Source organism: Trichocoleus sp. Lan, assembly GCF_039961855.1.
GTDB lineage: Bacteria > Cyanobacteriota > Cyanobacteriia > Cyanobacteriales > FACHB-T130 > FACHB-T130.
Genome location: NZ_JAMPKA010000013.1, coordinates 92,992 through 107,238 on the forward strand (window position 1 = coordinate 92,992; position 14,247 = coordinate 107,238).

Here is a 14,247-nt window from a genome sequence, read left to right on the forward strand (position 1 = left end):
GGACTCAAAGGGAGAGTTTCTTCGTATACCTTTGCGTAAACCTCGGCGTACCTTTGCGTTTCAAAACTCTCACCTAACATCTAACAACGATATCCAATAAATTAAATAGCTGCCAAACAATCAATGGTGTCAAAACGCTCCAAAATAGGGCATTACTTAAGGATAATTGACCAGAAAGGGAACGATTGAGACCGATTAAACCTTGAAACAGCCACCGATCTAGGGGTAAAACTAGCGTCCACATTAAAGCAATCCATGTCACCCCTAGACCCAGAATAAGCCATTTAAGGTTACTGTTGAAACGAGTAAAAAATGTATCTGTGAAGAGCATTTCTAGATTATTTTGTTGACCAGATAGGTAAATACCGCCAGTAGCCAAAGCTGCACCTCTCAATTCTGGAGATTCTGCCCCTACCACAACTGTATTAATTCTAACTTTGCGATTCCTAGCATCGGTGACGATGTCTGATGACACGTTAGCACCGCCATCAGTGACTAACAGTAATTCGCGACAGCGTTTTTGCTGAATAGTGCCGAGTGCTTCCGTACCTTTTTGAATTGCTAAGTTAATATCTGTCGTATTGTTCGCAACCAGTTGAGGGAGATCGGGATTTGCCAAAGCTTGAGTTAATTCAGCGTCCACTTGTTGACTGTCTGTTTTAAAATCACCCGTAAGCGATCGCACAACTCCCCCAAATCCCAAAACTTGTATCTGGTTTTTGTTTCTCAACTGCTGGGTGTTTTGTTGCAAATACGACCGCACCGCTGCGACTTCTTGATACATAACTGTACCTGGGGCGTTAAATTCCGTACTGTAAGTGCTGCTGCTGAGGTCGAGAGCGATCGCAACTGCTACTGGCGGCCTACCTAATCCTAACAGCCAGATGAGTGCCGTCACGACTATACACGCTCCCAGCAACATCAACGGAATCTGGAATAACGGATACAACCACAAACCGCGACGAGAACGACTCACTTAGAACCCTGTTGTAAATTGGTCATGAATCATGAGTCATTAACAACGACTCATGACAAGCAAAAACAAACTATAAACTACAGTCCTTCAACTACCAACTCCGGACTGCAATCAACCCAAAAACTCCTCTCTCCTCTCTCTCCTCCCTTCCCTCTGCGTCCTCTGCGTCCTTGGCGGTTCGTTCTCTTCTAAATCGGGTTAAATTCATACTTAGATCCCGGCGGGCCATTAGAACCAGGCGCGGCTTGCACAAGCGGAACTTCATTGAGAACATTAAAATCGGTAGCAGTGCCGCTAATGGGCACTCCTTGATTCAGCAGTTGAGATACGCCTGACCGAGAAGGATTTTGGCTAAAAGCAGACGTTAAAGCTTTCGTCGCATCATAAGCGGTAGCGGTGCGCCAACTGACACGTCCTTTCCAAATCGTGGCAGCTTGGTTAGCGAAGGGATCGTTCGGTTGAGAACTCCAGGGAACTGCCAGCACAATGCCTTTAATCGCGTCGCCGCCAGAAGTGAGAATTGTTGGGTTATACAGTTCATCTCCGCCAATTAACTGTAACCCTTGCGTCCCTGTGGGATTGGCTTTGGCAATCGCAACGGCTCGATCTACTTTATTCTTACTGAGTGCCAAGAAACCAATTTTCGCCCCCGCCGCAGTTGCATTCTGAATCTCAGTAGCAGCATTGAAGTTGGCACCCGTGACATCTACTTCCTTAACGACTTTGCCATTTACTTTAGATAAAGCGGTGGTGAACTGCTGCTTCAATTGCTGACTGTAAGGACTATCGGCGTTGTAAAAAACCACCACAGACGGCGCGGAGGACTTTGCAGCGGTATATTTTGCTAAGGTGGTGCCGACGGTTTGCAGATAAGTACCCAGCAACTCGTTGGCTTTTTTGGCGAGGGGGATGGTTTGCAAGGTAGACTGACCGCCAGAACCGGGAGTAATGCTAGTGCTGATGGGAGAAAGGACGGTTAATCCAGCTTGTTCGTACATGGCGATCGCTTGCTGAGAGCCATTATCTACCCCGTGTCCCAAAACGCCTAAAATATTCGGTGACTTGGTGAGGTCTTGCGCCAAGGAAACCGCTTTTACCGGGTCAACATCGTTGACAATTACCACTTCTAATAAGCGTCCGGGTGTCGCCGGAGACTGATTAAACTCGTCTTGTGCTTGTCCCACACCCCGGAGAACTTCCTTCGCTGTGTCTGGACTGGGGGTGATGGGAACCACGACTGCCATTGTCAGGGGATTCCCGGCTTTTTTGGCTTTGGCGTTATTCAGGTAAATTTTGCTTTCGGGATCGTTGGGGTTGACGCTAACCGCTTGTTGATATTGCGCGATCGCTTCCTCCCAATTTTTCTGGGCAAACGCGACTGCGGCGGCTGTTTTTTGGGAATTTGTTGCATCCTTTAACAGGATTTTCTCACCTTGACTGATCAACTCGGCATTATTAGCGGTATCGCTTGCGATCGCTTGCGGATCGGCAGTTGCCGTGGGTGCATTGTCATTAGAAGTGGGAGATTGAGTCTCAGGAGACGCAACGATTGCCGGTTGTTTATTGCCCTGTGTCAGTTTATACAACCCAAATCCCCCCGCCAGTGCCGCCAGAATCCCCAGCAGAATCAGGATTGGCAGCAGAAGTGAAGGCTTAGAACCGGGCGGTTTAGAAATGACCGTTTTCTGGCTTTTCTGAGGATTCATTGCCTCTCTAGGCAAGCCACAAACAATACAATCTGGGCCGTGATTTTCCTGGGGTGGATGGGCTTCATTGCTTGGGTACTGTTGATTGTTGTTTTTCGGTACACCATCACAGATCCATTTGCCTTGCGTATTCAATTCTGCCAATCTCCCTGGTAGCCATACTTACTATTTATTCTAATAATTCCAATCTTCTACCGGATAGAGCAACTGTGTCATCCCCATTGGCATAAGGATTCATTCAGATTAAAAAAATTGATTATTATAGCTTAATCATTTAATTCTTGTTAGCGCGGCAACGTTCGCTGCTCCAGACGCTTTAAGATAGTGAAGGTGCATTATCCTTCACTAAGCTTGTGAAGCGTGAGCGCAGAAGTGTAGAGATAAGGTTAATTATTTTCTAGCGCTTTTTTGGCAGTAAGATGACACCTAAAGGAAGAACCTCTGAGTTTAAGCCTAAATCTAAATCTAGGGATAAATTCAAGAGCAATATTTTTTCTTGAATTTGTTCGAGCCACCTCTGTGAGATTATCAAAAAGTCAAATAAATAACTCAAAAAATACCGATGACTTCTGAAAGCGATATTCCATCTCTTGCCAGCCTAGAATATATCCCTTACCTCGACGAAACCGGACATTTACCAGAGAAATTTCAGGGAAAAATTGGCGTATACGCAATATTCGATCGAGAGAAAGTGCTGCAACTGATCAACTATTCCCGCGATATCAATCTCAGTCTCAAGCAACATTTGGTACGTCAACACGAACGCTGCTATTGGCTAAAAGCACATACTAGCGATCGCCCGAACCGTACCCTGCTAGAAAGCATTCGGAATGCCTGGATTGAAGAAAATGGTGCCGTCCCTCCCGGTAATGGTTCCGAACAAGCTGCATGGAACGATCCGATTGATGCAAAACGAGCCATGACGGCTGAGGAACAAACTAAGTTTACAAGTCCAGCGATGGATGAAGTCGGGCAAGGGAAGCTGTTAAAAAATGTAGCAAGGCGCGTTGAAGAAGAAATTTTTCAACAGCTCAAAACTCGTGGGGTTCAAGAGGAACTCCGCTTTAATCCAAAGTTAAAAGAAAGTGGCTTACTAGACCTAAAGTAAGGACGCCATAATCGCAAGTCTTCTACAATCCTTGCACCAAGCAACCCCGACCGCCCTAACATCCCATGAATCCACACCTGTTGAACAATCGCTATCGCATTATCCAGACGCTGGGAAGTGGTGGATTTGGTAACACCTTTCTGGCAGAAGATACTCATATGCCGTCACGGCGTCGCTGCGTAATTAAACAGCTCAAGCCAATGGCAAACAATCCCCAGATGTTCCAGATGGCGCAAGATCGATTCCAACGGGAAGCGGCTATTTTAGAGGCGATGGGTGAAGGTAGCGCTCAAATTCCCAAGTTGTACGCCTACTTTTCGGAAGCTGGGCAGTTTCACCTGGTGCAGGAATTGATTGAAGGGCAAACCCTGACCAAAAAGGTGCAAACTCAGGGGTTAGTGCCTGAAAGTCAAGTTAAGGAGATACTTGTCAGTCTGCTGCCTGTCTTGGATTATATCCACAGCAAGGGCATCATTCACCGGGATATCAAACCGGACAATATTATTATCCGGCAACGGGATGGGAAGCCGGTATTGATTGATTTTGGTGCCGTTAAGGAAAGTATGGGTGCGGCGGTGCATCCAGGGAATGCTCCCGCCTCGATTGTAATTGGCACGCCGGGATTTATGCCGCCGGAACAGGGAGTCGGGCAACCCGTCTTCGCCAGCGACATATATAGTTTGGCGCTGACGGCGATTTATCTACTCACGGGGAAACTACCGCAAGATTTACCAACCGATCCGCGAACGGGGGAGATTTTGTGGCATCAGTCCGCAGCGAATGTTAGTCCGGGTTTTGTTGCTGTCTTGGATAAGGCGATTCAGTCGCATCCGCGCGATCGCTATTCCACTTCCAGAGAAATGCTCGATGCTTTACAATCGGGTGCAACTCCAACGGTGGCTTCTGCTGGGGGTGCTGGAGTGTCTAATATGGCAACCGTTGCAGTGTCTCCGGGTGGTGGCAGGAACGTTTCGCCTGCGCCTGTCAATTCGCCGCATACCCCTCAAAACCCTGCGCCTGTAGTTGGTCAAGGACGGCGATGGAATCCTCTGTTAATCGGCATTGTAGGTGCAATTGTTTTGGTGGGCGCTATTGTCGGTCTTTCTCGACTGTTTAATTCTCGCCAACCCTCTCCCGTCACGTCATCTTCCCCATCAACATCACAACCAACCACCAGAGAAACAGAACGAACCCCAGAAAGAAATCGTCCCCTGGAGACATCGCCTGAACCATCACCTGAAAATTCTCCGACAAGACAGGACGAAGCGACGCCGCCAGTTATTGCTGAATCTCCTAGTCCACAATCGGAGCGATCGCCCGAACCTGAACCAGCGCGCACTACAGAACCCGCGCCCGTTCAATCTGCGACACCCGAACCAGCGCGATCGCCCGAACCCGCACGAACTCCAGAACCTGCACCCATACCCGAAAACAATAACCCAAATCCAAATCGTCCAGTTTCGAGCGTTCCTACATTTCCCGTCGGTACATCAAGAAGCACTATACAAGCATCCCTCGGCACTCCAAACATAGATGTGAGTGGCGCTTGGAGAACCCGCGCTGTCGTCTATAACTTAGTGCCAAATCAGATCGATCTTGGCTACTTATTCGATCGAAATTCCGGTCGTCTTCGCCAAACTGAAGCCTCCTTTTACCCAACAGTAGATCCTCAAGTCATGGAGACTACTTTGGATGGATTATTAAAAGGTGGAGCCGATAATTACATTAAAGATGGACTCCAAAAAGTGCAACAGCGTCGCTTGAGTTCTTACCGTTTTACTCAAGGCTCTTTAAAAGGCATGATTGTCCGGCAAGATTGTGATGTTATTTACATCAGTATTTGGGAAGCAGATATGCACGATTACAATGTGTCTGCTGCTAGGAAATGTTAGTATTTTTATCGTCCGCTTTGGGACAATGCTAATAGTTGTAGTTTACAAACATTTGTTAGGTTTTGTCCCTCAGCCTCACCTACATGGGCTTCTAAATCGTGCTTTTCAGTCTACTATCTTAGTGAACTTTGGCTTAAAGTGTGCGGCTTCAATCGCTGGCGGATGAACGGGTTAGAAACTAAAATATATCCTTCCGCTTCTGTACCCAAAAAGTAACTGTTAAATAAACTGCCGCGTGCAGCAACAAAATACCCCAATTTAACCCTAAATTCTGCCACGTTGGCTCGTAAATAGGCGTTTTATCAAACGGCATCGGCGCAAGCGTACCATTCGGTAAAAAAATCGGATCGGGAACCATTGCATTGACATTGACTAAAGAACCATAACCGCCAATCGACCAGCGACTTAGCATCAACCAGGAAATTTTACTGGCAATTCCTTCCATCTTAAATAAAACGCCGGAAAAGATAATCTGAGGTAGTAAAAGTAAAGGTAAAGCACTATTCGCTTGACTGCTATTTTTGGCAAGAGATGAAACCAGTAAGCCTAAACTCATGCTAGTAACAAGCGTTAAAAAGGTATTGACTGCAAATCCTAAAGACCAAGGTATCAATTCAGGTTGCGGAGATTGGAAACCAATTAGAATTACTGCTGAAATTAGCAAGGTTTGCAATAAGGCTAGACCGGAAAGAACGAATATTTTTGAAGCGAGATAAGGAATTAACCCTAAATTTACCAACCTTTCTCGCAAGTAAATCGCAGATTCTTTCACAATTTCTTGCAAAGAACTGGAAAGTCCGACCCAAATCGCAGCGCAGGTAAATACAAATAATACTCGCAGCGCTAAAGGTGCAAGGGCAGGATCGGATTCGCTGCTAAGAACGAGAGGATTTTTTCCTCCAATTGCTAAGGGAATTAAGGCGATACCAATGGGAGAAGTTAGAAGAGATAAGGCGAGATAGATGCGATCGCGTCTTATCATCTTCAAGTAGCGTCCACTTAGCAAAGCCAATTGCTTTAAAGGAGAGATACTGGTTTTCTGGGGGGGAGAACTGGCGTTTTGTGGTGTATGACTGCCAGAACCGAGAGAATTAGCGATGTAATGTTGATAATCGGGCGATTGGCGAAACTGATGCGCGTATTGTTGGACAATTGCTTCGGTTTCTTCCTCTTTCTCCTTATCCAGTTGCGTGTAAATATCGGCAAAGTTATCCGTTGTCACCCCAAAAAATTTCAGCGCGTCCTCTGGGATGCCATAGTAACAAAGTCGTCCGCCGCGACCGAGAAAAGCAACGCGATCGCACATTTTGATATTCGCCGTTGCATGAGTGACTAAAATAATCGTCCGTCCTCGATCCGCTAATCTCCGCAACATCTGCATCATCTTCTTATCCAAACCGGGATCGAGTCCTGAAGTCGGTTCGTCCAAGAAAAATAACTTCGGATCGGCTAAAAGTTCTACCCCAATGCTGACTCGCTTGCGCTGACCGCCGCTGAGATGTTTGATTAAGGCATCCTGGCGATCGCACATTTCAATATCCGCCAGAGTTTTTTGCACCACCTGTGACACATCCGTATCCGGCGGGAGTCGCAGCGCCGCCGCATAAGTCAACACTTCTACCACCGTTAAATCTCGGTGCAAAATATCATCTTGCGGCACATAACCAATTTGCGTCCGGTACATATTAAAGTTTTTCTGCAAATTGTCGCCATTAAGATACACCGCACCCTTCGTCGTCTTTTCAATCCCCAATAAAGTCTTCAGCAACGTAGATTTACCCGTTCCGCTCCCCCCCACCAAAGCCACAAATTGTCCCGGTTCAATCGCCAGGGAAATGTCATCCAGACGCCGTTCGATGACCAATTCCTCAGCATCCAGGCGAATTTGATTGCCCTGGTCGAGTACCACCAGATTGTCGCCGCGTAGCACCAGGGTAAATGACCCAATGCGAATAGTTGCCCCTTGTGCCAGAACCGCAGAACCCGTTACTCGTTGCCCGTTTACAAAAACGCCGTTGGTACTGCGATCTTGCAGAATGTAACGCCCTTGAGAGTCCGTATCAATCGTGGCGTGACGTCGAGAAACGATGGGCGAATCTAACTGCATCGTGGCATTGGCGTCGCGTCCGATTTCCACCGACCGATTTTTCAGCGAGACGGGACGCGGTGGCGTCAGCATTTTGGCGCTGGAGGGATTGAAATACCTCAGCTGAATTAAATTCTGGGGATTTTGACCAATTTGAATTTCAATGCCATTTTCCAGGCGATAGCCTTCTGTGGGCGTAATCAATCGGTGATCTACAAACAACTTATTGGTACTGGGTTTGCGTCCATCGCCGTCATAAATGTAATAGTCATCCCCATCTCTATGTAAGACGGCTTGGCAAGCGGAGATGACGCGCCAATCATCTGGAACAATTAGATCGGCGAAAGCGCGATCGCGTCCCAGTATGTGTCGGTCTGCTGTCAGTTCCAAGGGTGGTAAAATCTGCCCCTGATTATTTAGCACCAAATAGGGATTGGTGCTGATAACAGTCCGCTGCCCTGGCTGGGTGGTCATTGCATTCTCTAAAAGTGGGTAACTTTTTTTAGGAAAATGAAACCTTTCCGAGGTTTCTCCTTCTTTATCCTTCTTTAACTATTGGTAAATTTTGCTGAAACTGCTAGAAATGTCCTGAATACCTGATGTTATCTTCTAAAGAAAACCTTACGCGGTGAAGGCCAATGATGCCAACGCTGTTGGACAATCGCTATCGCATAATTCAGACGCTGGGCGCTGGTGGGTTTGGCGAAACCTTTCTGGCAGAAGATATCCATATGCCTTCGGGTCGCCGGTGCGCGATCAAGCGACTCAAGCCGGTGACGAATAATCCCCAGTACCAGCTAATTAAAGATCGATTCCAACGCGAAGCCGCCATCTTAGAAGAGTTGGGCGAAGGCAATTACCAGATTCCCCGGCTGTATGCTTACTTTGCGGCTGGCGATCAGTTCTACCTAGTTCAGGAATGGATTGAGGGGGAAACGCTGGCTCAAATGGTGCAACAGCAGGGATCACTCAGCGAGAGTTCGGTGCGGGAAATTTTGGTAAATCTATTACCTGTCCTAGATTACGTGCATCACAAAGGGATTGTCCATCGAGATATTAAGCCAGCCAACGTGATTGTGCGAAAACGGGATACCAAACCCGTCTTAATTGATTTCGGGGCGGTGAAAGAAACGATGGGCACCATCATCAATTCTGAGGGGCGTACCATCAGCTCAATTGTAATTGGAACGCCTGGATTTATGCCTAGCGAGCAGGCAATCGGACGCCCACTTTTTTCGAGTGACTTGTATAGTTTGGGTTTGACGGCGATTTATCTACTGACCGGAAAACTCCCTCAATCCTTAAATATCGATCGTGACAGCGGCGAGATTCTGTGGCATCAGTACACTTTGAATGTTAGCGCCAGTTTGCTGGCGGTGCTGGATAAGGCGATTCAGTCTCATCCGAGCGATCGCTATACGAATGTCCAAGAAATGCTTCATGCTTTAGAAACTCCAGTCTCTCCAATTCCCCCCACAGTTCCTTACATTCCTCCGTCAGTCGTTTCTCCACCCCCAGAAAACACTTATCAGCCATCCACGGTGCCTTCTTACCCTCCTGAAGTTGCTTCTTTACAAACCGCTGCGGTGTCATCCTCCCAACCTGTTGCCACCAGAACTATCTCCGATTCAAGAGATTGGCAGAAGGCAGTAATTTTAGGCAGTGCGATTGGGGTAGCAATTCTGGGTGGTATTTTATTCACAACTGGAAAGTTACCAAGTTTTTTTGCTAACCGTTCTCCCAATATAGAAAACCCTCAGCAAGCTCAACAAGAAGCTGTCGCGTTAATTAATCGGTGGGTAAACAGTAAGCGAGAAATATTCGCTCCCCCCTTTAATCGTGAACTTGCTGCCGAACTGACCACGGGACAACTCTATGAGAATACCGTTAGTAAGGGCGGCTCAATGGCTTGGCTAGAGAATAACAATGCTTACTACCAATACGGCGTTCAAAAAGTCGGAGATGTTGAACAATTTATTGTGGATGGCGATCGCGCAACTATCGAAATCAGGGTAACTGAAGAACGTACTCTCTATAAAAACGGTAATATCGACCCCAACGAAACTGACTTCAAAACTCGACTGGTGCGATACACTTTGCAATCAGTAGACAGCAAATGGAAAATACTTGAATACAAAACGATCAGGGAAATTCAATAAATACCCGTGCAGTTGCTCTGTTCAAAATTATTTAAAACTGGAAATCAGGAAAACTTAAAAACCGTAAGGTGTAGCTCGTGGGTCAGCAACCACAACCAAAACCGCATAAACGTGCCCAACAAATTGCCAAATTTAAAGCCAGACGTGCAGCTCGTGCCCATCAAGTCAAGAGACGGGTGCGACGGCTGCGATTTGCGGCTTTAGCGATCGCCTCCGCTACAATCTTTACAACTTGTGGATTAACGTTAAATCGGTTGTTAACTCAGCGTCCAGCAGTCGTATCCGAGCAACTAAATTCTACCTTGCCGGTACTTCCCCCTTGGGTTAAAACTGCATTATTACCTCTTCCATCTCGCCTACCCGGACGTAATAGCTCACAACTTGTCTACAACGTCAAGACTCCGCCGAACTTTAAACAGAGCCAGGAGTTGGAAGAAATTGTTGATGAGGTTGTGAAATTGGCAACTGAGAAAGACTTACCCACAAAGCCTTTATCTATTACCTTAATCGATGTTAAAACGGGTGAAATTGCCGGATATAAACAAGATACCTTGAGATATCCTGCTAGCGTCATCAAAATGTTTTGGATGGTGGCTCTCTATGGCCAGATAGAAAATGGTATTTGGGCAGACGAAGGTGCATTTTCTCTATATCTGTCCAAAATGATCAAGGAGTCTGATAACGAGGCATCTAGCGTCATTCTTGACCTGTTAACCGATACGCAATCTAGACCGAAAATAGAAAATGATGAAGAGTTTAAAATATGGCTAGATAAGCGTCAACAAGTTAATCATTTTTTTAGAGAAGCAGGCTACAAAGACATTAATATTAGCCAAAAAACTTATCCAATCCCCTACCTAAGGCTTCCAGAGCCTCTAGAGATTGATTTGCAAATGCGAGGCGATCCCAAAGACCCCATTCGGAATAAGATAACAACCGATCAGGCAGCTAGACTCCTGTACGAAATGTGTGGAACTGGACAGGCTGTTTCCTCAACTGCCAGCGAAAAAATGTGCGGATGGCTGAGAAGAGATTTGCGTCCAGAAATGAGGACACTAGAGTCAAAAACCTGGGGTGACTTCAACCCCATCCAGGAATTTTTTGGCGAGGCTTTGTCTGATGTGGATATTGATTTTTACTCAAAGGCGGGTTGGACTTCTTTTTCGCGCCAAGAAGCGGCATTCGTCGCAACCAGAGATGGTAGCACCGTTTATATTTTGACAGTCTTTGGTGACGATGCCGCTTACGCCCAAAATAAGACAATTTTTCCCAAAATGTCTCGTTTAGTCTTCGATCGCATGGTCGCCCGGAATTCCCCCTAGGAACAAAAGAGGGATTAGATTACCTAAAAAATCACCTCAAAAAAAAAGGAGCCTTCTTTATACTCCTGAATCGTAATTCCTGTTTAGCTTCAGGAAATTACTTCATTTCTATTCGGTGATTTTTTGCTAAGTAGGCGGATGCAATTAAATTGAAGATTTTCGTAGATTTTCGTAGGTTAGTTGGAAAAACGCAAGGAAACCCCAAATCTGCATGAGTTACGCGATCGCTAACCCATCCTACAAATAATTAATCCCGCCTACTGAATGGCTAATGGCTCATTGAAAAAAGCCATTAGCCATTAGCCTTTTACTTAACTGCTACCTTCGCACCAGCTTCTTCCAACTGCTTCTTGATATCAGCAGCTTCTTCTTTGGCAGCGCCTTCTTTAACTGGCTTGGGAGTAGATTCTACCAAGTCCTTAGCTTCCTTCAGACCCAGACCCGTGATGGTGCGGACTACCTTAAGAATGGCAATCTTCTTATCAGCTGGGACATCTTCCAGAATCACGTCAAACGCAGTTTGCTCTTCAACGGGTTCCGCAGCAGCAGCAGCACCAGGAGCCGCCATCATCATCATTCCACCAGCAGGGGCAGCAGCACTAACGCCGAAAGCCTCTTCAATCTGCTTAACGAGTTCAGAAGCTTCCAGCAGAGTCAGTGATTTTAGTTGATCGAGAATTTGGTCAGTTGTAGCAGACATTTCAAAACTCCAGTAACGTTATTTTTGTTACAGCCTGCCTAGGCAGGCTTTGTTTGTGTAGCCGCGAATCCATTCTTTAGGCGTTTAGGTAGCTGCCTTCATCGGCAGACTTTGTACCTGTAACCGCCAATTTATTCCTCAGACGCTGAGGCAGTAGCAGTTGCATCGCTTTCGCCGTTGCCACCTTCTTGCTGCTGCTCGGAGACCGCTTGTAGTCCTCTTGCCAGCGAAGCTGGAACTTCGTTGATAGCCACAGCAATCTTGGTTGCCAAGCCATTGATAGCTCCAGCAATTTGCGCCATGAGTTGTTCCTTGGAAGGCAAATCTCCCAGCGCTTTGATGTCAGCTTGGCTCAAAGCTCGACCTTCCATTACACCACCACGAAGTTCTGTCTTCTTAGTGGCTTTTTGGAAGTCTTGGTAAGCCTTAATTGCGCCGCTCAAATCGTCCTTGACTAGCAAGAAAGCAGAAGAACCTTTAAGGAATTCTGACATCGGTTGCCAGTTGGAATCACCCTCAATGGCAATTCCCATCAGCTTGTTCTTGCTTACCTTGCAAACGGTGCCGCTGGGACGCAGCCGCCGCCGCAAGTCCATAATCTCCGAAACTGATAACCCCTGGTAATCGATGACGATTGCCAGCTGAGCTACATTTAAAGTTTCTTTGATTTCAGCGACCATCGCCCGTTTATCTTCCGGCGTTCTACCCATGTATCTTTCACCTCCTTTAGAAAATGCAGAATGCCAAACCTAAAAAAGCCCAATTAAAAACCCCAGCGGTTGAGCCGGGGTTACGCAATATCCCAAGGAACCCTTTTCAGGGTTCGCATTTTTGGTGCAGCTTCTGCCATGTTGCGTGTGGCGAGAAGATTGACCTTAATGCGGTAAAGTCGCAAACCTAGGCAGGAAATTAAGCCATTAGCTCCTGCTGTCTCCGGCGCGTGCTATTCAGTTAATTGGGCTGAAAACTTTAAATCTTGCTCCTGTTGTTTACTCAATCGATTGCTCCTGTAAGGGTGGGAAACCCTTGCCCCTACAGGGCTGAATCTTAGGCAGCTTCAGTCAGCTTTAGATCGCGCAGGGCGTTGATGTCAATTTCAATCGATGGCCCCATTGTCGCAGATATGTACACTGTGCGCCAGTAGCGACCCTTGGCTCCAGAAGGACGGTTACGGTCAATCGTTTCCTGTAACGCCTTAAGATTCACGAGCAAATCTTGAGTTGGGAAGGCAGCCTTGCCAAACAAAACGTGGACGATCCCAGTACGGTCAGCTCTGAATTCTAACTTACCGGCTTTAAATTCAGCAATCGCTTGCACCAGATCGAACGTCACCGTCCCACCTTTGGGATTGGGCATCAAGCCACGGGGTCCGAGCAAACGTCCCAGTTTTGCTACCTGGGGCATCATATCCGGTGTCGCCAGCAGCAGGTCAAAATCCATCATGCCTTTTTGGATTTGGTCAATCAGCTCTTCGGAACCGGCAATATCAGCACCGGCATTGCTAGCTTCTTGTACCTTTTCCCCTCTGGCGATTACGGCAACTCGAATCGTTTGTCCAGTTCCTTTAGGCAAAGCCACGGTTGTTCGCAGCTGTTGGTCGGTGTATTTGGGATCGATTCCCAGGCGGATATGCGCCTCAGCAGATTCAGGAAACTTAGCAGTGGCTGTCTCTTTTAAAAGGTTGAGAGCCTCTGTGGGTTCGTAGGGTCGATCTTCGACTTTCTTTTGCAGCTCTTGGAGCCTACGGGATACTTTCTTTGCCATATTTTTCTCCTGGGGTCACTAACGAGATGTTACCTCTCCCCCGATTGGGTTTACGTTGCCAGCTTTCCGCTTGCTTGCAATTAGCGAATCAAAGAATCGCTATTCGTTAATAGTAACGCCCATATTCCGGGCAGTTCCTTCCACAATTTTCATTGCCGCATCAATGTCGTTGGCATTGAGATCCGGCATTTTAGTTTGAGCAATTTCTTGCAACTGTGCCTTTGAAATTGACGCCACTTTTTTCCGGTTTGGTTCGTTGGAGCCTCGCTCAATGCCAGCTGCCTTACGAATCAGAACGGATGCCGGTGGTGTTTTAAGAACAAAGGTAAAACTGCGGTCTTCATAGACTGAGATTTCTGCCGGAATTACCATCCCAGCTTGATCCGCTGTTTTGGCGTTGTATTCTTTACAGAACGCCATGATATTGACCCCGTGCTGACCGAGCGCTGGTCCCACTGGCGGGGCAGGGTTAGCTTTGCCCGCATTAAGAGCTAGCTTGATGATTGCAACAACTTTCTTTGCCATCTTAACTAT

11 protein-coding genes and 1 other annotated feature are annotated in these 14,247 nt (G+C 46.9%); of the genes, 4 read left to right on the forward strand and 7 right to left on the reverse strand.

Going from position 1 to position 14,247, the window contains the following annotated elements; all coding sequences use genetic code 11:
- Positions 1-73 precede the first annotated feature (73 nt).
- Together NDA03_RS13440 and NDA03_RS13445 are read right to left on the reverse strand one after the other, a co-directional pair.
- A complete protein-coding gene (locus NDA03_RS13440; protein ID WP_348238263.1) occupies positions 74-976 on the reverse strand; it encodes a vWA domain-containing protein in 903 nt (300 codons plus the stop codon).
- Between the two features lie 188 nt (positions 977-1,164).
- Positions 1,165-2,817, reverse strand: coding sequence for an ABC transporter substrate-binding protein (locus tag NDA03_RS13445; RefSeq protein ID WP_348238264.1), 1,653 nt, complete (start codon positions 2,815-2,817; stop codon positions 1,165-1,167).
- Between the two features lie 427 nt (positions 2,818-3,244).
- Between NDA03_RS13445 and NDA03_RS13450 the strand changes: the two genes are divergently transcribed.
- Positions 3,245-3,790: a GIY-YIG nuclease family protein gene (locus tag NDA03_RS13450; protein ID WP_190529296.1), complete on the forward strand. Its 546-nt coding sequence runs from the start codon at positions 3,245-3,247 to the stop codon at positions 3,788-3,790.
- A gap of 65 nt (positions 3,791-3,855) precedes the next feature.
- Positions 3,856-5,682, forward strand: coding sequence for a protein kinase (locus tag NDA03_RS13455; RefSeq protein WP_348238265.1), 1,827 nt, complete (start codon positions 3,856-3,858; stop codon positions 5,680-5,682).
- Between the two features lie 178 nt (positions 5,683-5,860).
- Here NDA03_RS13455 and NDA03_RS13460 read toward each other — a convergent pair whose 3' ends face one another.
- Positions 5,861-8,242: an ATP-binding cassette domain-containing protein gene (locus NDA03_RS13460; RefSeq protein WP_348238266.1), complete on the reverse strand. Its 2,382-nt coding sequence runs from the start codon at positions 8,240-8,242 to the stop codon at positions 5,861-5,863.
- A gap of 164 nt (positions 8,243-8,406) precedes the next feature.
- Here NDA03_RS13460 and NDA03_RS13465 point away from each other — a divergent pair, with 164 nt between their 5' ends.
- Both NDA03_RS13465 and NDA03_RS13470 read left to right on the forward strand, forming a co-directional pair.
- A complete protein-coding gene (locus NDA03_RS13465) occupies positions 8,407-9,927 on the forward strand; it encodes an IMS domain-containing protein (protein ID WP_190429066.1) in 1,521 nt (506 codons plus the stop codon).
- A 77-nt stretch (positions 9,928-10,004) separates the two neighbouring features.
- Positions 10,005-11,249, forward strand: coding sequence for a serine hydrolase (locus NDA03_RS13470; protein ID WP_190429065.1), 1,245 nt, complete (start codon positions 10,005-10,007; stop codon positions 11,247-11,249).
- A 307-nt stretch (positions 11,250-11,556) separates the two neighbouring features.
- Here NDA03_RS13470 and rplL read toward each other — a convergent pair whose 3' ends face one another.
- The 4 genes from rplL to rplK form a co-directional block, all read right to left on the reverse strand.
- Complete coding sequence (rplL, locus tag NDA03_RS13475) at positions 11,557-11,949, reverse strand: 50S ribosomal protein L7/L12 (RefSeq protein ID WP_190415192.1); 393 nt, start codon at positions 11,947-11,949, stop codon at positions 11,557-11,559.
- A gap of 131 nt (positions 11,950-12,080) precedes the next feature.
- Positions 12,081-12,659, reverse strand: coding sequence for a 50S ribosomal protein L10 (gene rplJ / locus NDA03_RS13480; protein WP_190415193.1), 579 nt, complete (start codon positions 12,657-12,659; stop codon positions 12,081-12,083).
- Positions 12,660-12,704: 45 nt separating this feature from the next.
- Positions 12,705-12,904, reverse strand: a sequence feature (ribosomal protein L10 leader region).
- A 92-nt stretch (positions 12,905-12,996) separates the two neighbouring features.
- Positions 12,997-13,713, reverse strand: coding sequence for a 50S ribosomal protein L1 (gene rplA / locus NDA03_RS13485; protein ID WP_190415194.1), 717 nt, complete (start codon positions 13,711-13,713; stop codon positions 12,997-12,999).
- A gap of 99 nt (positions 13,714-13,812) precedes the next feature.
- Positions 13,813-14,238 (reverse strand): 50S ribosomal protein L11, encoded by a 426-nt coding sequence (gene rplK, locus NDA03_RS13490; RefSeq protein WP_190415195.1) that lies wholly within the window; start codon positions 14,236-14,238, stop codon positions 13,813-13,815.
- Positions 14,239-14,247: the final 9 nt, after the last annotated feature.